The sequence below is a fragment of the Streptomyces sp. NPDC059900 genome (genome assembly GCF_050270335.1).
Classification (GTDB): domain Bacteria; phylum Actinomycetota; class Actinomycetes; order Streptomycetales; family Streptomycetaceae; genus Streptomyces.
In genome coordinates this window covers 1-18,896 of record NZ_JBNNJZ010000026.1, presented here as the reverse complement: position 1 = coordinate 18,896, position 18,896 = coordinate 1, and the positions used below count along the sequence as shown (strand labels likewise).

General features: G+C 72.9%; 10 protein-coding genes and 1 pseudogene. 4 read left to right on the top strand and 7 right to left on the bottom strand.

Annotated features, from left to right (window positions below; genetic code table 11):
* Positions 1-16 precede the first annotated feature (16 nt).
* Positions 17-922, bottom strand: a pseudogene (locus ACQKIP_RS06780) (AMP-binding protein); the annotation flags it as partial.
* 76 nt (positions 923-998) lie between these two features.
* A complete protein-coding gene (locus tag ACQKIP_RS06775; protein ID WP_365863138.1) occupies positions 999-2,279 on the bottom strand; it encodes an MFS transporter in 1,281 nt (426 codons plus the stop codon).
* Between the two features lie 182 nt (positions 2,280-2,461).
* On the opposite strand from ACQKIP_RS06775, the gene ACQKIP_RS06770 reads away from it, so the two are divergent.
* A complete protein-coding gene (locus ACQKIP_RS06770) occupies positions 2,462-3,490 on the top strand; it encodes a LysR family transcriptional regulator (RefSeq protein WP_365863136.1) in 1,029 nt (342 codons plus the stop codon).
* Here the strand turns inward: ACQKIP_RS06770 and ACQKIP_RS06765 are convergent.
* The 5 genes from ACQKIP_RS06765 to ACQKIP_RS06745 form a co-directional block, all read right to left on the bottom strand.
* The gene (locus tag ACQKIP_RS06765) at positions 3,472-4,257 is read right to left on the bottom strand and encodes a thioesterase II family protein (RefSeq protein WP_365863135.1); all 786 of its coding nucleotides are present in this window, start codon (positions 4,255-4,257) and stop codon (positions 3,472-3,474) included. The two genes, ACQKIP_RS06770 and ACQKIP_RS06765, sit on opposite strands and share 19 nt — an antisense overlap.
* Positions 4,257-9,134, bottom strand: coding sequence for an amino acid adenylation domain-containing protein (locus ACQKIP_RS06760; RefSeq protein WP_365863134.1), 4,878 nt, complete (start codon positions 9,132-9,134; stop codon positions 4,257-4,259). Before ACQKIP_RS06760 ends, ACQKIP_RS06765 begins: the two co-directional genes overlap by 1 nt.
* Before the next feature lie 69 nt (positions 9,135-9,203).
* A complete protein-coding gene (locus ACQKIP_RS06755; protein ID WP_365863132.1) occupies positions 9,204-10,964 on the bottom strand; it encodes a methyltransferase in 1,761 nt (586 codons plus the stop codon).
* Complete coding sequence (locus ACQKIP_RS06750) at positions 10,961-12,529, bottom strand: AMP-binding protein (RefSeq protein WP_365863130.1); 1,569 nt, start codon at positions 12,527-12,529, stop codon at positions 10,961-10,963. The genes ACQKIP_RS06755 and ACQKIP_RS06750 overlap by 4 nt, the downstream gene beginning before the upstream one ends.
* 107 nt (positions 12,530-12,636) lie before the next feature.
* Positions 12,637-13,761, bottom strand: coding sequence for a class I SAM-dependent methyltransferase (locus ACQKIP_RS06745; RefSeq protein WP_365863129.1), 1,125 nt, complete (start codon positions 13,759-13,761; stop codon positions 12,637-12,639).
* A 217-nt stretch (positions 13,762-13,978) separates the two neighbouring features.
* Between ACQKIP_RS06745 and ACQKIP_RS06740 the strand changes: the two genes are divergently transcribed.
* The 3 genes from ACQKIP_RS06740 (at position 13,979) to ACQKIP_RS06730 (ending at position 18,857) form a co-directional block, all read left to right on the top strand.
* Positions 13,979-16,468 (top strand): AMP-binding protein, encoded by a 2,490-nt coding sequence (locus tag ACQKIP_RS06740; protein WP_365863128.1) that lies wholly within the window; start codon positions 13,979-13,981, stop codon positions 16,466-16,468.
* Between the two features lie 53 nt (positions 16,469-16,521).
* The gene (locus ACQKIP_RS06735) at positions 16,522-17,580 is read left to right on the top strand and encodes a TauD/TfdA family dioxygenase (protein WP_365863126.1); all 1,059 of its coding nucleotides are present in this window, start codon (positions 16,522-16,524) and stop codon (positions 17,578-17,580) included.
* Between the two features lie 62 nt (positions 17,581-17,642).
* A complete protein-coding gene (locus ACQKIP_RS06730; protein ID WP_365863124.1) occupies positions 17,643-18,857 on the top strand; it encodes a cytochrome P450 in 1,215 nt (404 codons plus the stop codon).
* The last annotated feature ends 39 nt before the right edge of the window (positions 18,858-18,896 follow it).

The window sequence follows — 18,896 nt, the reverse complement described above, 5'->3', positions numbered from 1 at the left end:
GGGGCTTCGTACGGATGGTGCGCAGCGAGGACAGGTCGTAGGCGTCGAAGTCCGGGTCGGCCAGTTCGGCGATGAACATGGTCGGCACCCCGTACAGCGAGGTGCAGCGTTCGCGCTCCACCGCGTGCAGCGTGGCGACCGGGTCGAAGGACGGGGCCGGGATGACGATGCAGGCGCCGTGGGACGTGGCCCCGAGGTTGCCCATGACCATGCCGAAGCAGTGGTAGAAGGGCACGGGCAGGCACACTCGGTCCTGTTCCGTGTAGCCGACCGTGCGGCCCACCCAGTACCCGTTGTTGAGGATGTTGTGGTGGGAGAGGGTCGCTCCCTTGGGGAATCCCGTCGTGCCCGAGGTGTACTGGATGTTGACCGGGTCGTCACACGTCAACTCTGCCTCACGCGCAGCCAGTTCGGCTACCGACACGGCTTTGGAGGCGTCCAGCAGTTCGCCCCACGAGCCGTCCCCGATGTAGTGGACCGACCTCAGTCCGGGACAGCTGGGCCGCACCTGCTCCACCAGTGCGCGGTAGTCGCTCGACTTGTGCGACTGCGAGGCGACCAGGACCGTCACCCCGGCCTGCCCCAGCACGTACTCCAGCTCGTGGGCGCGGTAGGCCGGGTTGATGTTCACCATGATCGCGCCGATCCGCGCGGTGGCGTACTGCACGAGCACCCACTCGGCGCAGTTCACCGCCCAGATGCCGACCCGGTCCCCCTTGGCGACCCCGGCGCCCATGAAGCCCCGCGCCAACTGCTCGACGGCCGCGCCGAATTCGGCGTACGTCCAGCGTGTCCCCGCCGCCACGTCCACCAGCGCGTCCCGCTCGGGCCAGGCGTCCACCGCCCGGCCGAGGTTCTGCCCGATGGTGTCACCGAGCAGCGGTGTATCGCTCACACCATGCGCGTACGAGAGTTCAGTCACCGGAAAGTCCTCCTCGCGGACTCGGCGTCGGAGCCCGCGGGCCTTGCGAAGCACGGCGTCAAGTGTGACCCGAGGGTCAGCGTCGCGTCGACCCTTGGGCCTCCTCGCGTGTCCTGGTCGGGCCTGTCGGCTCACCGGCCTCACCGGGCTCACCGGCTTCACCGGTCTCCGGAGCTGCGGCATCCTGCGGTGTTCCGGGCGGGCCGAACGCCAGCGGGGCGAGCGCGGAGAGCAGCAGGGGGCCCGCGGCCAGGGCGAAGCAGGCGGGCAGGGGCAGGGCTCCGACGAGGAGGCCCGCGCCTGCCGCGCCCGCCGCGTTGCCGAGGTTGAAGGCGGTGGTGACCCAGGTGCCGACACGGGTGCGGTTGCGGTCGGTGGCCTGTTCGTCGGCGAGCAGGTAGGCGGTGGTCAGGGTGGGGGCGACGAGGAGGCCGGTGACGGCCGTGGCGGCCATCATGGCGGGCAGGCCGGGCGAGGTGCCCGCGAGGGCCAGCGGCACGGCGAGCGCGGCGGCAAGGACCGCGAGGCGGATGCGGGCGTGGATGCGCCAGTCGAGGCTGCCGTAGAGGAGCCCGCCCGCCACGCTGCCGACGGCGAGCGAGGCTTCGATCCAGGCGACGGAGGCGAGCTGGCCGTGCCGCCCGGCGAACGCGACCACGAACAGGTTCAGCGAGCCGAGCGCGAGCCCCAGGGCCGCGGCGACCGACAGCGGCCCTGGCGTCAGACCGTGCCGGCCACCGGCGGATGCGGGCGTGTCCGTGGCGGGCATCGCGAGGGTTCCGCGCTGGGCGCGTACGGCCGGTGTCCGCACGAAGGCCAGCGTGCCGACGAGGACCAGGGCCGCGCTGACCGCGACGCCCAGCGGCGGCGCCGCCACGATCACGAGCAGGCCGACGATCAACGGCCCCGTCACGTAGAGGACTTCCTCGCAGACGGTGTCCAGGCTGTAGGCCCGTTGCAGCATGCGGGCGTCCGGCAGCAGGTCGCTCCAGACGGTCCGCATCACCGGGCCGAGCGGCGGGGCACAGGCGCCCGCCGCGGCGGCCAGGGGCACGAGGATCCAGGCGTCCGCGTCGCCGCTCCAGGTGAGGGCGGCGAGCACGGCGAGCAGCAGGGCGTACGCGACGCCCATGGGCAGCAGCAGCCGGGCCGAGCCGTGCCGGTCGATGAGGCCGGAACGCAGCGGCGCGAGGAGGGAGTTGGCGAGCCCGAACACGGCCACCGCTGCTCCGGCCACGACGTAGGACCCCGTACCCGACGTGATGGCGAGGGTGAGGGAGAGGAACACGATGCCGTAGGAAAGGCGCCCGACGAGCGACACCTGGAAGGTGCGCCCCGCCGTCGGAGTGCGCAACACGGCTTGATAAGAGGGTGTTTGGTCAGGGGCGGCCATCGGGATGCTCCTCAGCGATGTCGAGCGCGGCAGGGCCCTGCGATGCCGCGCGTCCGGTGCTCCGGACTGGAAGGTCGCTCGGGCACCGCTCGAGCCAGCCGGACGGCCCCTCGTTCAGGCAGCTCCGGTGCCTGACCATGTGGGCCATGAATGAGATGAACTGGGTAGACCTCACCACCTTCAAGATCGTCGCGGAGGAGTTGTCCTTCACCCGGGCCGCACGGCGTCTGCTGGTCTCCGTGTCGGCCGTCTCGCAGCGCGTACGCCGCCTCGAACGTTGTCTGGGGCAACGGCTCCTGGCCCGTACGACCACGCACGTCAAACTGACGGAGGCCGGGGCGCTCGCGCTGCGGTCCATCGCGTCCATCGAGACGCAGTGGACGCAGACCAGAGCCCAGATCTCGGGCCTTGAGGAGCCCCTTCCGGCGCTGCCGAGACCTCTGTGCACGGCCCTGTACCGGCTCACGCCGAGCGACCTGCCGGACCGGATGGCGACGATAGCTGCGCCGGGCGCGAGCGAGGTGCGCCACTACCGTTCGGTGGCGCTCGGGCTCGATCAGCTGCGGCGCGGCGAGGTCGACTTCCTGTGGTGGCGCACCTGGCACAGGCCCCACACCGGCATCGGCGAGGACCTGCGCGAGCTGCGCAGCCACGAGGTGGTGACGGAGAACGCCTGGGCCTACCTCGACTGCGGGCACCCTCTCGCCGGCAACCCCGCCCTGAACCTCGCCCGTTTGGCGGGCTTCGCCCTGGTCGCGCCGCCGGAGGAGAGCGCCGTTGCGGTACCACGCCAGCTGCGCGAAGTCAGCGGCCACGAGCAGGAGTTCGTGCACTATCCCGAGTCCCAGGAGCTGGCCCACGAACTCCTTCGCACCTCGACGGCGGTGAGCCTGGGCGGGCCCAGCGAACCGCTTCCGGCCGGGCTGCACCGCCTTCCGCTGGCCTCCGCGGCGCGGATCCGCTACATGCTCAGCTGGCGCGACCACCCGGCGGTGGAGCGCCTCGCTCCCGCGGTCCTGGACCTCTACCGGCGGTGGTACGTGGAGCGCACCGTCGAGTGCAACCCGCACCACCACCGGCGCATGCTGAGCGACCCGGAGAGCTATCCGGGGCTGCCGGTCACCGACTACTACCCGAGCGACCCGCGTCCGATGGCTCATGCGGCCCTCGGGTGAGAACCGGCCCCCGGGTGCGAACCGACGGAGGCGTGCGGAGCCAGGCACGCCGACGCCCTGCGGATCAGGTCCGCGAGGAGTTCAGCCGGCCGCTCCTGGTGGACGACGTGCCCGCCCTCCAGCCACACCGCTTCGGCGCTGCCCGTGGTGTGCCGTGCCCAGGGCGCGGGCGCGAGCCCGTCCTGCGAGGCGTAGTAGGACACGACCGGGCAGTCGAGGACCGGTCGTTCGGGGGCCGTCCAGCGTGCGGCGAGCGTCAGGTCGGCGTGGAAGACGGGCACCGTCAGTTCGACGAGTTCGTCGAGGCACTCCGGATCGGTGAGCCCCTGGTCCACGAGAAGGCCGCGGATGAAGAGCCGGTCCTCCGTGTCGTCCGGCTCCTCCATGCCCGAGGCGCCGCCGGGCTCCGGGGGCGCGCACGCGACGGTGGCCACCATGGCCGGCGGGCGCGCGAGCCTGCCTCCCGTCTCAAGGGCCCACAGTGCGCCCAGGCTGTGCCCGAGGAGCACCACGGGCGCCGGGCCGAGGGTGTCGACGGCGTCCACCACGGAGTCGATGACGGCGCGGGGGTCGTCGGGCAGCGGCTCGTCGAAGCGCTGGCCGCGTCCCGGCAGGCACACGGAGCTCAGCCGCCAGGAGGGCGGCAGATACGGGGGCAGGGTGCGCGCGGTGGTGGGCCCGTCGCCCGCTCCGGGCACCATGACCAGTTCGACGTCCGGTTCGGCCGGGCCCGACAGCGTGACGAGCCAATTGTCTTGACTGCGCATCAGCTCTGTCCCATCAGTACGGCGGCCGGCTGCTCGGGTACGCCCTGTGCCGCACCCGGCGTCCCCGGGTCGGTCAAGTCCTTCGAGTCCTTCGAGCCCTTCGAGTCCTTCAGCTCAGGCAGCTCAAGCAGCTCCGGCAGGTCGGAAAGACGCCGGGCCGCGTCCCCCGCCACCTCTGCCGCCAGCCGCGTGAACGCCTCCGCGAGCAGGGCCGTCTGCCGCTCGGTGAAGACCGCGCCGTTGCAGTGGAACCAGCCGCGCAGCCCCTCCCCGGCACGGAACATGTCCAACGACAGGTCGAAGCGCGGGGCACTCGAACTGATGTCGACCGGCGCGCTCTTGAGGCCGCGCAGCGCGAACCCGGCGTCGATCTCCTCCTCGAAGAGCTGGAAGGTCGCCTGGAGCAGCGGTTGCAGGCCAAGATCCCGCTCCGGGTTGACCGCCTCCACCAGGAGCTCGAACGGCAGGTCCTGGTGGGCGAAGCCGCCGAGCACCACGTCGCGTACCCGGCCCACCAGGTCGGTGAAGTCCGGGTCGTCGCGCAGATCGGCCCGCAGGGCCAGCATGTTGACGAAGAACCCGACGACGCCCTCCACCTCGGGGTGGGTGCGCCCGGCCACCGGCACGCCGACGAGCAGGTCGCGCTCGCCGCTGACCCGCGAGACGAGCACCTCGAACACCGCGAGCAGGGTCATGAACAGGGTGGCGCCCGACGTCCGCGACAGGGCCCGCAGGTCCCGCGTCACGTCCGGCGACAGCGCGAACTCGACCGTACGGGTACCCGGTTCGGTGCCGTCGGGTTGCGCCCCGAGGGCGGGCAGATGGGTGGGGGCGCCTTCGATGTGCGCCGTCCAGTAGGCGAGGAGCTCGGCGAGGGCGGGCCCGGCCAGCTCGCTGTGCTGCCAGGCGGAGAAGTCGCGGTAGCGCACGGGCAGCGGCTGCGGGAGGTGTGCCCGGCCCAGTACGGCGGCCTCGTAGTGCTCGGCCAATTCCTCCAGGAGGAGGGTCATGGACCAGCCGTCGCACACGATGTGGTGCATGCCCAGGGACAGCACGTGGTCCTGCGGACCCAGGCGCAGCAGCCGGGCCCGGAACAGCGGGCCGTTCTCCAGGTCGTAGGGGTCCTCCAGCATGCGGCGGCAGAAGTCGGTGACGGCCGCGTCCTGTCCGGGCCCCGGGGCGGCCTCGGCTTCGTGCTGTTCGAGCGTGCCGCTCCAGCGCTCGTCGACGATCTGGACCGGGCCGTCGTCGGCGACGTCGAAGCGGGTACGCAGTGATTCGTGCCCCTCGGCCAGTCCGGCGACGGCCGCCGTCAGTGCCGCGTGGTCGAGGGCGCCGGTGAGCCGGAAGGACTCACCCATGTGGTACGCCGTCGATTCGGGGTCGAGTTCGTGCATGAACCAGAGCCGGGCCTGGGCGTAGGAGACCGCAGTGGCGGGGCCGTGCGCCGTGCGTGCCAGGGGCCGCCGCTCGGGCCGGGTGCCGCGCTCGACGGCGGCGGCGAACTCGGCCACCGTGGGCGCGTCGAACAGGGTCCTGACCGACACTTCGGTGCCGAAGAGCCGGCGTACCCGGGACACGACCCTTCCGGCGCGCAGCGAGTGTCCGCCGATCTTGAAGAAGTCGTCGTCGCGCCCGACCCGGTCGAGGCCGAGCACCTCGGCCATCACCTGTGCGACCAGTTCCTCGGCGCCGGGCCGGGGTGCGGCGAACGCCGTGGCGGACACCTCGTCGGCCGTCGGCAGGCTCCGCACGTCGACCTTGCCGCTGGGCAGCAGGGGCAGCGTCGCGAGGGTCACGAAGGCCGTGGGCACCATGGCGGCGGGCAGCCGGACCGCCAGCGCCTCCCGGAGCTCGCCGATCTGCCCGTCACCGGCCGCCGGGGAGAGGTAGGCGGTCAGGGCGCCGTCGTGGTGGACGACGACGCTCTGGCGCACGCCGGGGTGTGCCAGGACGGCGGCTTCGACCTCGGACAGTTCCACGCGGTGCCCGCGCACCTTGACCTGCCGGTCGAGACGGCCGAGGAAGCGTACGGCGCCGTCGGCGGTGCAGGAGCCGCGGTCGCCCGTGCGGTACATCCGCGCTCCGGGCCGGTCGGTGAAGGGGTCGGGCAGGAACCTCGCCTCGGTCTCGTCGGGCAGATCGAGGTAGCCGCGGCCGACGTGGGCGCCGGACAGGTACAGCTCGCCCGCGACGCCCGGCGGGAGGAGTTGCCCGGCCGCGTCCAGGACCCGGACATGGGTGTTGGCCACCGGGCGGCCGATCAGCGGTGTCTCGCTGTTCTCCAGCGGCCAGGCGAGGGCGTCGATGGTGCATTCGGTGGGGCCGTAGAGGTTCCACGCCGTGACCCCGGGTGTGGCGCGCAGCCGCTGCCACAGCGGGGTCGGGATCGCGTCGCCGCCGAGCAGCAGCAGGTCGGGGCGGTGGGCGGCCTGCTCGTCGAGCAGGCCGATGTCGAGCAGTTGGGGGAGTTGGGCGGGCGGCACGTCGAGTACGTCGATGCGCGCGTCGCGCACGAAGTCGAGCAGTGCGTGCGGGTCGCGGCGGGTGTCGTCGCCCGCCACGTGCAGTTCGTGCCCGGCGAGCAGCCACAGGAACTGGTCGATGGTGGCGTCGAACGCGAACGAGGCCGTCCAGGCCACCCGCCGGTCGGTGTCCGCGTGCCGCCCGGCCTCCCGGTGGGCGGCCAGCAGGTTGGCGAGCCCGCCGTGTTCCAGGGAGATCCCCTTCGGCTTCCCGGTGGTTCCTGAGGTGAAGAGCATCAGCGCGAGGTCGTCCGGGGCGGGTCCGCCGCCCTGCGCGCCCGAAGCGGGCGCCATCGCGGGAGCGGTCACCGCCTCCGCGATACCGATCACCGGGAGACCGGCCCCGCTGCCGAGCCCGGCGGCCGTGGCGTCGCACAGGAGCGCCGAGGCCCCGCTCGCGGCGAGCACGGACCGCAGGCGTTCGGACGGGTCGCCGAGTTCCAGGGGGACGGCCGCGGCTCCCGCCTGCCACACGCCGAGGAGGGCGGCGACCATCAGCCGTGAGCGCTGTCCCGCGACGGCCACGACCGGGCCGTGGGCGGCGACCTCGCTCGCCACGCCCCTTACGGCGCGGCCCAGTTCGGCGAAGGTCCAGGTGCCTTCGGCGTCGGTCACCGCTGCCTTGTCCGGCGTCGCGCCCACCTGGCGCCACAGCGCGTCCAGAACCGAGCGGTCGGTCACCGGCACTTCAGGGCCGGCGCCCAGGGCCAGTACCTCCGCGACATGTGCGGGCCCCACCAGCGGGAGCCGGGACACCGGCCGCCCCGGATCGGCGACGACCTCGGCGGCCAGGGTCACGAAGCTGCGCACCAGCCACTGGGCCTCGGCGGGGCTGAGCAGGGCGCGGTCGTAGGTGAACAGGCCGCGCAGTTCGTCGCCGTGCCGGTGGAGGTCCATGGCGAGCGGCAGGTCGGGGTCCTCGCGTCCGGGCGGGTTGACCGCGTGGACGTCCCGGACGCCGCTGAGCCGCAGGGGGCTGCGTGCCGAGTCGTCCTCGAAGTACTGGAAGGCCGACTGGACGAGGGGCATCCCGGAGGTGCGCTCGGGGTTGGCGGCCTCCACGAGGCGTTCGAACGGCAGGTCCTGGTGGGCGAAGCCGTCCAGGACCACCTCCCGTACCCGGCCGACCAGGCCGGTGAAGTCCGGGTCGTCGCGCAGGTCCGCGCGCAGCGCGAGCATGTTGACGAAGAACCCGACGACACCCTCCACTTCCGGGTGGGTGCGCCCGGAGACGAGGGTGCCCACCAACAGGTCGCGCTCGCCGCTGTAGCGCGACATGAGGATCTCGAACACCGCGAGCAGGGACATGAACATGGTGGCGCCACAAGCGCGTGAGAGGTCCCGCAGGGCCTGTGTCACCTCCGGTGACAGCGTGAAGCGCACCTCGCCCTCGGAGCGCGGCCCCGCGGCGTCCTCCCGCGGGGTGGCGAACTCGAGCAGGGTGGGGGCGCCTTCGATGTGCGCCGTCCAGTAGTCCAGGAGCTCCTGGAGAGCGGGTCCCGTCAGTTCCTTCTGCTGCCAGGCGGCGAAGTCGCGGTAGCGCACGCCGTCGGGGGCGGGGGCGGCGGCGCGGCCGGTCAGGGCGGCCTCGTACAGGCCGCCCAGCTCCTCCAGGAGCAGCGTCATGGACCAGCCGTCGCACACGATGTGGTGCATGGCGAGGGACAGCACGTGGTCCTGCGGGCCCAGGCGCAGCAGCCTGGCCCGGAACAGCGGGCCCCGGCCGAGGTCGAAGGGGTCCGCGTGCATGCGGCGGCAGAAGTCCGCGATGGCCGCGGCGCACTCCTCCTCGCCGCGCGTCGGCTCGCCGGGTGCCTCGATCAGTTCGAGTGCGCCGCTCCACTGCTCGTCGACGCTCTGTACGGGCACGCCGTCGGCGACGGAGAAGCGGGTGCGCAGCGATTCGTGCCGCTGGGCGAGCGCGGCGACGGCGGTGGTGAGGGCCGACAGGTCAAGCGGTCCTTCGATCCGGAAGGACTCGCCCATGTGGTAGGCCGTGGAGTCCGTCTCCAGTTCCTGGAGGAACCACAGGCGGCGCTGCGCGGAGGAGACCGGGGCCTTGGGCCCGTGCGACGCGCGCCCCAGCGGGCGCCGGCTGATGCTGCTCCCCCGGGCCACCTGTGCGGCGAACTCGGCGGCCGTGGGCGCGTCGAAGAGCAGCTTGACCGGCAGGTCGACGCCGAACAGCTCGCGCGCACGGGCGACCAGGCGCACGGCGGGCAGCGAGTGGCCGCCGATCTTGAAGAAGTCGTCGTGCCGTCCCACCCGCTCGCAGCCCAGGACGTCGGCCATCATCATGGCGACCAGTTGCTCGGCGCCCGCCCTCGGTTCCACGTAACCGGCCTTGGTCATCTGCCTCTCCGCTTCTCGTTGCCGGCCGGTGGTGCCGACCGTGTGCGTGCGCTGTGTCGTGTGGTGCGGTTACGCCTTGGCCGCGATGTGGTCGGCGAGGGCGCGTGCCGTGCCGCACTGGTAGATGTCGCGCACGGTCACCTTCAGCCCCTGTTCGCGAAGGCGCCGGACGCACATCGCCGCCTTGAGCGATCCGCCGCCCACGGCGAAGAACTTGTCGTCGGGGCCGCAGGTGCCCGCGGTCAGCTGCTGGGCGAAGGCCTCGAGGACGATGCCGAGCAGATCGCCGCCCCGTACGGCTTCGGCCTTGCGGGACGCGGTCTCCACGCCCGGTCGCGGCAGCGGCAGCGTCTGCTCGTAGGTGCCTGCGGGGGTCCGGGGCAGGGAGGTGACGAGCACCAGGTCGAGGGGCGGCACGGGGGTGCGCAGGTGGCGTTTGAGGTGTTCGCGCAGCCCGTCCCCGGCGCTCTTCGCGGTGCGCGGCGGGTAGGGCACGACGGGGGTGGCGGGGCCTGTGGTGTGCGCGGCTTCGCCGCCGGCGAGCGTGAAGTGGTCCTGGTCCACGGGGCCGGCCGCCGGGAAGGACACGTCGAACGCGCCGTCCGGGTCGCCCGCCGCCCAGCTGATGCGGGCGGGGCGGGCCAGTTCTTCGCCGAGCCGCCACACGTGCTCCGGGTCGAGGCCGCTGCCCGGCGCGTCACCGGGCGTCGCGCCTTCGCGGGCCCGGAGCGCTTCGTGCAGGCGGCGGTTGGCGACGCCACGGTAGGTGATCGGTCCGGGGTCGCGCTCCAGGCGGGCGCGCAGGTCTTCGGGGGTGAGGTCGCGGCCGGTTTCGATGTCCGACGCGGGGGCGGGCTGCGGGGGACAGTCGACGTGCAGGACGGCGTCGTAGCGGAAGAGCGTCATCTCGTTGGCGTAGGTGCCGCGCCGGGGCGCGATCTCCGCGTGGGAGACGCGCTCGATGCGGGCGGGTGTGGCGGCCAACCAGGCCGGGTCCAGGCTCAGTTCGCCGTCGGCGGCGAGTTCTTCCTGCCGGGCCTCGGCGCTCGCCCGGCCCGCGTCCCCGGCGGCAGGGGCGAGCCGCGCGGCCTTGAGGGCGGCGAACGCCTCCGCGAGCCGGGCGTTGCGCAGATCGCCGAGGAGGATGTGGCCGCCGGGCCGCACGACCGCCACGGCGCGGCGCACCACCTCCTCGAAGTAGTACAGGGAGGGGAAGTACTGGGCCACGGAGTTGATGACGACGGTGTCGTACATCTCGTCGACGACCCGGGGCGCCCGCAGCGCGTCGGCCTGGCACACCGTCACCCGCACTCCGGTGTCCGGGATTTCGGCGGTCAGCTCCGCGGCGCGCTGGTCGAGCAGCTCGACGGAGCGGGCCGAGAAGTCCGTCGCCACATAGTGCTCGACGGGGGCCCCGGCGAGCAGCCGTCGCATGATGATGCCGGTTCCGGCGCCGATCTCCAGGACCCGGCGCGGCTGGAGCGCCAGCACGCGGCGGACCGATTCATCCGCCCATTCGGCCATGCCCTGCGCGGAGATCGCCTCGCCGGTGAAGCTGTCGACCCAGCCGGAGTTCTCGCCGCCGCCGTCCGGCTCGTCGGCGCCCTCGTAGGTGTCGTCGAAGACGTTCTGCCAGGACTCCAGGACGCCGCCCGCGCCCCAGCCCGCCCGGCCCGTGTCCGCGGCGGGGTCGGGCACGACGTAGGCGACCGCGCGTGTTCCGTCGTCGGTGCGGCGGGTCAGCACGGCCGCCTCGCGCACCCGGTCGTGAGCGGTCAGTGCCGTTTCGATGTCCTGGGCGGATGTCGCGGCGACGACGGTGTCGGTCATCGGTCTCCTCCGGTCTGCCGGGCGATCGCCGCCCGGTCGGTCTTGCCGCTGGGGCTGCGCGGCAGCGTCTGAAGCACGGTGACGGTCAGCGGCACCGATGCGGCGGGCAGCAGCTTGGCCAGCTCGCGCAGCAGATCGGCGGGGTCCGGGTCGGCCGCGCCGGGTGCCGCGGTGACGGCGGCGTGCAGGGTGCGGCCCCCTTCGGAGCGCTCGGGCGCCACGCAGACCGCCTCGCCGACGCCGGGCAGCTCGCGCAGGCAGGCCTCCACCTCCAGGAGGTTGACCCGGCAGCCCCGGATCTTGACCTCCTGGTCGAGGCGGCCGACGAAGCGCAGGGCGCCGTCCTCGACGCGGACCAGATCGCCCGTACGGAAGGCGCGGGTGTGGCCGTGCGGGGTGCGCTCGACGCTGATGTAGCGCTCCGCGCTCAGCTCCGGCTGGTTGAGGTACTCGCCCGACATCGGCAGCCCCGCCACCAGGAGTTCACCGGTGCCTGCGGGTGCGTCCGCCTGCTGCCCCGCCTCGCCGAGGGGGGCGATCAGGAGTTCGCAGCCGGGCAGGGGACGGCCGATGGGCGGGTGGACCGGCCAGTCGGCGGCGGGTCCCCGCACGGTGTGCACGGTGACCATCGCCGACTCGCTCTGCCCGTAGTGGTTGTTCAGGACGCAGTCCTGAAGCCGGGTGAACAGCTCGCGCACCGGGCCCGAGCAGACGAGTTGTTCGCCCGCGGTGTTGATCTCGGCGAGCGCGAGGCCGTCCAGGCTCCGCTCGGTGCTCGCGGCGACGGCCAGCATGTTCAGGGCCAGACAGGGCAGGAACAGCCTCTCGATCCGGTGGCCGCGCAGCCAGCCCAGGAGCTCGAAGGGGTCGGAGCGCATGCGCTCGGGGACGGTGACCAGCGTGCCGCCGCCCGCGAGGGTGCCGAGGACCTCCTGGAACCACACGTCGAAGTTCATCGGCGCGAACTGCGCCGTGCGCAGATCACCGCGCCGGGAGTGGCTGTGCTGCCACTCGGCCATGTTGTCCACGCAACTGTGGGGCAGGGCAACGCCCTTGGGCCGGCCGGTGGACCCGGAGGTGTAGATCACGTACACGGCGCGGTCCGGTACGCACGCGACGGGCGCGGGCCCGGCGTCCCGCTCGCCGCGCACCGGCGGCGGGATCTCCAGGGCCTGGCGCCCGGCCGCGACGGCGGGCAGGCCACCGCTGTGCAGCAGCACGGCCGGGTCGCTGTCGGCCAGCATGTGGGCCAGGCGCCGCTCGGGGTAGGAGGAGTCGAGCGGCACGCAGGCGGCGCCGATCCGGATCGCGGCGAGCGTCGCGGCGACCACGTCGGTGCCGCGCGGGCCGGTGACGGCGACCCGGTCCCCCGCGCGTACGCCCTGCTCGTGCAGCAGCGCCGCGATCTGCCCCGTCCACGCGAGCAGTTCGCCGTAGGTGACTTCGCGCTCCTCGTCGGCGACGGCGATCCGCTCGCCGTGCAGGGCGGCCGACCGGGTCAAGGAATAGAAGAAACAAGGGGGTTGGGCTTCGCCGCCCCACAGGGAGAGCAGGGAGGTACTCATGCGCCCACCGCCGCGTGGAGCGAGGGAGACACGTGACGGTGCTCTCCGCGGACATCAGGAACGGGCATGACAGACCTTTCTGGTGGGGGGCGGTGACGGGAAACGGCCTAGGCCTCCTCGGCGAACAGGGCCCGGTGCAGCGGGCTGGCCCGGAAGGGGCCCCCGGCGTACGGGGAGCGCGCCGAGAGCGGCACGCGGGAGCCGTCGGCGCGGGTCAGGGCGCCGGTGAAGGTGTACTCGGGGTGGAGGCCGTCGGCGGCCGGCTGTACGGCGCAGTCCAGTTCGATGACGTCGCCGGGTGCTGCCTCCAGCGGCCCCGGAGCGTCGAAGGGCACGTACACCGGGAGCCAGTTGGTGACCGTCTCCAGGCTGTCGAGGAGCGGTCCCTCAGGGGTGCAGCGCATGGTCAGCCACAGCAGGAGGCCGTCGACCGGACCGGGCGACGTGATCTCGAGCCGGACGGACGGGAAGCGCGCGACGCCCTCCTCCAGGCGCAGATCCTCCACCGGGCCCTCGGTGCTGCGCAGCGCGGAGCGGTCCACGTTGCCCAGGCACATCCGCAGGTCGAAGGGACCGCCCGCACTGGCGAGCACCTCGGCGACATAGTCGGCGAAGTCCACGTCCACCGCGAACTCCCCTTCGAGCAGTTCCTCGGCGCAGACCACTGCGGCCGTGGTGCCGACGACGGCAGGGATCACCGCGGCGCCCGGTGTCAGCAGCCGCTCGCGTACGTCGTCCAGGACGGCGGCGATGCCCTCGGCGCCGCCGATGCTGCCGACCAGTTCGGCGACGCAGACCTCGGCGCGTTCGGGCACGTCGACCGTGGTCGCCTCGCCGGGCAGTACCTCGATGTCGTACTGGGGCTTTTTCCTCGCCAGCTCCGTGGCCCGCACGGCACTGTCCGGAATGCTTTCGATGGCGCGTACGGAACGGGCGCCGCATTCGGCGGCGTGCAGCGACCACAACAGATCGGGGCCGCAGCCGACTTCCAGGACACTGGCGTCGGGAGCCTGTGCCAATATCGCATCCCGGAATATTTTGTTCCTGGGTTCGTCCTCGAGCATCACGTGGTAGAGGAAGTCGTCGTACAGGGGATATTCACCGACCGACGGCCACAGATAAGGCCGCCCGCCCAGTGCCGCATCCCGCTTCACCCGCAGGCGCAACCGCCGGCCACCGACCGTGACGGCGTGCCAGGAGGAATCGCTGACTACGACCGGGAATTCACTCATGCCGCCATCGTCACGGCGTGCCGGTCCGCAGTGAATACGCGAAATTCTTCATGCACGGCAGCCGCTGTGAAGCACAGCTCCACAACCCGCTTTGACCAGCACTGTGTACGCGGACGAAAAAGCACTCCCCGGCCTTGCACTATCCGACGGATAGCCAGGGCTTTCGCGCCGGTGTTAGCAATGGGCCAGTTGGCACCCGCCGCATTGGGGAGTTTTCGTGCACCCGTTGACGAGTTCGTCGATAAGTCCCTCCGCAAGCCCCGTCGCCGGCCTCGCTCCCGGCTCCGTCACCGGCCTCGCCTCCGGCCCTGTCACAGGCTCCTCCGCACCCGAGGGCGTGTGGAACGAGACCCGCAGGGCGTTCCGTTCCGACGCGCTCCTGCACGACCTCGTCGGCGAGGCGGCGCACCGCTGGAGCCACCGGCCGGCCCTGGTCACCGACCACGGCACGCTCACCCACGGCGACCTGCACACCTGGTCGGGCAGGATCGCCCGGCACCTGCACGAACTCGGCGTCCGCCCAGGCGACTACGTCGCCGTGCTCGGCGACCACGCACCGCACACCGTCGCCGCGCTGCTCGGCGTGGTGCGCTCCGGCGCCGCCTACATCCCCCTGGACCCCCGCTGGCCCGCGGCACGGCTCGCCGCGATGCTGTCCGCGCTGCGCGTGACCTCCCTCGTCGTGGACCGGGCCAACTACCGGGTGGCGACGGAGATCTGCTGGTCGCTGCCCGATCTGGCGCGCCTGGTGTGCGTCGACGCCCCCGAAGAGCGGCCCTGGCAGGGCGAGTTCTCGGCGGAGACGGTCGCGGACCTGTGGGACTGGGTTGCCGACGACACCGACGAACTGCGGGCCGCGGGCTTCAACCGGAGCGACGACGGGCCCCTGTACACCCCCGACGAAGTCACCGCCTACGCCCGCCACGTCGCAAGCCTGGTCACACCCCACCTCAGTGCCACGTCGCGGGTCCTGGAAGCAGGCAGCGGCATCGGGATGATCCTTCGGGAACTCGCCCCCGGCGTGGCCCGCTACGTCGGCATCGACCCCTCCCCCGTGGCCTCGGACAAGGCGCGCGCCCGGGCACGGCAGCACGCGCCGCACGCCGAGATCGTCACCGGCTTCGCGCACGAAGCCGCCCGTCTCGCCCCCGGCCCCTACGACGTCGCCGTCCTGGCCAGCACCGTCCAGTTCTTCCCCGGCACCGACTATCTGCGCGACATCCTCGACGGCCTCGCCGACCAGCTCGACGACACCGGCACGCTCGTGCTCTGTGATCTCGTCGCACCGGACGAGGAGGAGCACGACGGTCTGCGCGTACCGCCCGGCTTCTTCACGCAGCTGGCCGCCAAGGACCCGCGCTACGCCGAGGTCCGCATCCTGGACCGGGACGGCGCGGGCCTGCCCCACGAACTGGCCCACCGCTACGACGTGGTGCTGCGCGTCGACAAGCGCCGCACCGCACGGACCGGGCAGGCCCCGCCGAGCGTGGCCCCGCTGACCGTGACCACCGGACACCACATCGCACGCTGCGCGCCCGAGCCCCCGCCGGTGACGGCGGACCCGGCCTCCATCGCCTACGCGATCTTCACCTCCGGTTCCACCGGCGCCCCCAAGGCGGTCGCCGTCAGCCACCGCAGCGTCGTCAATCTCATCGAGTGGGTGAACGGCACTTACCGCGTGACGCCCGACGACCGGCTCCTCATGGTCACTTCGTTCTGCTTCGACCTGTCGGTGTACGACGTCTTCGGGATCCTCGCGGCGGGCGGCTCGATCCGGCTCGTCGCGGACGCCGACGCCTCCGACCCCGACCGCCTCACGGACATCCTCCAGGACGAACCCGTCACCTTCTGGGACTCGGCACCGGCCGCGATGTCCGTACCCCTCTCCTTCCTCGAACTCGACGAGCCGCGTGGCCGCGACAGCCTGCGCCTGGTCTTCCTCAGCGGCGACTGGGTGCCGCTGACGATGCCCGGACGGCTGCGCGAGGCCTTCCCGCGCGTCCAGGTGGTGGCGCTCGGCGGGGCGACGGAGTGCACGGTGTGGTCGAACCACTTCCCGGTGGACACCGTGGACCCCTCCTGGCCGAGCGTCCCGTACGGCACGCCCATGCCCAACGCGCGCTACTACGTCCTCGACGAACGCCTGCGGGTCTGCGCCGCCGGTGAGAGCGGCGACCTGTACATCGGCGGCGTCTGTGTGGCCGCCGGTTACGCGGGTGCTCCGGGCCTCACCGCGCACAAGTTCCTGCCGGACCCGTTCGGTCCCGCGCCCGCACCGGCCGGTGACGGGCGCATGTACCGCACCGGTGACCGGGCCTGCTGGATGCCGGACGGCAACCTGCGGTTCCTGGGGCGCGTCGACGACCAGGTCAAGGTGAACGGCTACCGCATCGAACTGGCCGAGGTGCAGGCCGCGCTCAACCGCTGCCGGGAGCAGATCCTCGAAGCGGTCGCCGTCGCGGTGGCGGGCCCGCACGGCCCCGAACTCGCGGCGTTCTACGTACCCGCGAGCGCCGACGCGGCCACCGGTGCGGACGGTGCGGACGGTGCGGACGAGCGGGACCCCCGCCCTGCCGTGTCCCGGCTGCTGCCCGCCTACATGGTCCCGGACCACTTCGTCCCGGTCACCGGCATCCCCGTCTCCGCGACGGGCAAGGCGGACCGCGCGGCCCTGCTCAAGGCCTCCGGCTTCACGCCGCACCGCTGACCGGCCCGCTCGACACCCCCCCCACCACAGCCCCCGAGAACCGGGAGAGCAGCATGAGTGACACCGCCCTTCGTCCCGCCGTGCCCGGCGTCGCCGCGGGCGCCGGACCGGTCCGCCTCCCCTCGCCCGGCACCCGGCGCGCGTTCCGCCACGCCGTGGACCGTCTCGCCCGCACCGGTGCCACCGCCGACAGCATCGTGGCCGGGCCGCACCACCGGCTGCCGCCCGACCTCGTACGCCAACTGACCGCGCTGCTCGGGGCGCCCGCCGGATGGAACGGCTACCGGGTCCTGCGGGGCCTGTTCGCCGATCTGGGCGAACCGGGCCCCACCCCCCTCCACTGGTCCGAGCCGACCGGCCCCGCCGACCTGCCCCACGAACTCGCGCTCGCCCTCGTCGGCCGCCTTCTCGGGGAGGTCTTCGGCTGGGCCAACCAGCAGGACGGCCGCCTGGTGCACAACATCCTGCCGAGTCCCGGCCAGGAGACCCGGCAGGTCGGCGCGAGCAGCACCCTCGCGCTGGCCTGGCACACCGAGGACGGCTTCCACCCCGAACGGGCCGACTTCCTGCTCCTGGCCTGCCTGCGCAACCCCGGCGGCACCGGCACCCGCCTGGCCAGCATCCGCGACATCGAACTGGGCGGCGCGGACGCCGCCCTGCTCGGACGCCCCCAGCTGGTCATCGATCCCGACGACAGCTACGAGCCCGACCCCCGCGAAGGCGAGCACGCCCTCGGCATACGCACCGTGTGGGGCACCGGGAGCGCCCGCTGCGTGCGCTACGACCCCGCCTACACCCGGCTGCTCACTCCGGACCCGGACTTCGCCCGGGCCTACGCGCGACTGGGGCCCGCCTTCGAGCGGCACGCCGTCGAGGTCCCCCTGGAGCCGGGGGATCTGCTCCTCGTCGACAACGACGTGATGGTGCACGGACGTTCGGCCTTCCCGCCGCGCTACGACGGCTCCGACCGGTGGCTCAAGCGGGTCCTGGTCCGCTCGACCGGCACCGGACGCCCGAACCGTCCCGCGCAGGAGCGCCTGGAGCACGGCTTCGGCCAGCATCGCGTCCGCCCCGCGACGGCCGATGCCCGACGAACGATGCACGACGCCTGACACCCGCCGACTGACGCTTGACGACGACTGTCGCTCGACGATCGAGGACTGAGGAAACCGCCGTGCTGCCAGAGACCCTCGCACTGACCGACCCGCAGCTCTACGCGACGGGCGACCCCCACCCGCTCTGGCGGGCCCTGCGCCGCGAACAGCCCGTCCAATGGCACCAGCCGGCCGACGCGTCCGGCTTCTGGGCGGTCACCGGCTACGAACCCGGCCTGAAGGTGCTTCAGGAGTGGGAGACCTTCAGCTCCGCGCAGGGCACGATGCTGCGCCGTGACCTGACCGAGCCCTACCCGGGCGCCGGGAAGATGCTCGCCCTGACCGATCCGCCCCGCCACACGGTGCTGCGCCGTGCGGTGGGCCGGCTCTTCACCCCGCGTTCGCTGGCCCGCCTGGAGGACAAGGCGCGCTCGATCGTCCGGCCGCTCGTGGCCGACGCGGTGGCCGCCGGGCACTGCGACTTCGCGCAGGACATCGCCGCGCGCATTCCGCTCGCGCTCGCCGCCGACCTGCTCGGCGTGCCGGTCGAGGACGTCAGCAAGGTCGCCGCCGCCGCGGCCCGGATCTCCTCCCGCGACCAGGACGACGGCGGCCTCGACGCCCGGATCGCGCACCTGGAACTCCTCGACTACTACAGCCAGGTCATGGAGTCCCGCCGCGCGGACCCCGGCGACGACCTCATGTCCGCCCTGGTCGTCGCCCAGGCGGACGGCGCGGGACTGACCGACGAGGAAGCCATCCTCACCTGCGACAACGTCATCGTCGCCGTGGGCGACACGACCCGCGCCGCGGCGGCGGGCGGCCTGCTGGCGCTGCTCGAACACCCCGACCAGTGGGCGGCGTTGCGGGCGGGCCGCGTTGATCCGGCCCGTGCCGTGGACGAGATCCTGCGCTGGGCACCGCCCGCCACCCACCTGCTGCGCACGGCGGTACGGGACACCGTCCTCGGCGGGCAGCACATCGCGGCCGGAGATCCGGTCACCGTGTGGATTCCCTCGCTCAACCGCGACGAGGCGGTGTTCGGCGACGGCGACGTCTTCCGCCTGGACCGCACCCCCAACCGGCACCTCACCTTCGGCGGCGGCGTGCACTTCTGCCTGGGCGCGGCCCTCGCCCGACTGGTCCTGCGGGTGCTCCTGGAGGAACTCGTCTCCGGTACCGGGGAGATCGCCCTGGCGGGCGAGCCGCAGCGGCTCGCCTCGTACACCGTGGGCGGCCTCGCCGCCCTGCCCCTGCGTCTCACGGCCCCCGCCACGGCCACACCGGCCGCCTGATCCCGTACCCCCGCCGAACCCCTCCGAGGAGCCCTCATG

Coding starts and splice junctions, on each gene's coding strand:
- ACQKIP_RS06770 (WP_365863136.1), top strand. CDS start 2,462: ATGAATGAGATGAACTGGGTAGACCTCACCACCTTCAAGATCGTCGCG.
- ACQKIP_RS06765 (WP_365863135.1), bottom strand. CDS start 4,257: ATGCGCAGTCAAGACAATTGGCTCGTCACGCTGTCGGGCCCGGCCGAA.
- ACQKIP_RS06760 (WP_365863134.1), bottom strand. CDS start 9,134: ATGACCAAGGCCGGTTACGTGGAACCGAGGGCGGGCGCCGAGCAACTG.
- ACQKIP_RS06755 (WP_365863132.1), bottom strand. CDS start 10,964: ATGACCGACACCGTCGTCGCCGCGACATCCGCCCAGGACATCGAAACG.
- ACQKIP_RS06750 (WP_365863130.1), bottom strand. CDS start 12,529: ATGAGTACCTCCCTGCTCTCCCTGTGGGGCGGCGAAGCCCAACCCCCT.
- ACQKIP_RS06745 (WP_365863129.1), bottom strand. CDS start 13,761: ATGAGTGAATTCCCGGTCGTAGTCAGCGATTCCTCCTGGCACGCCGTC.
- ACQKIP_RS06735 (WP_365863126.1), top strand. CDS start 16,522: ATGAGTGACACCGCCCTTCGTCCCGCCGTGCCCGGCGTCGCCGCGGGC.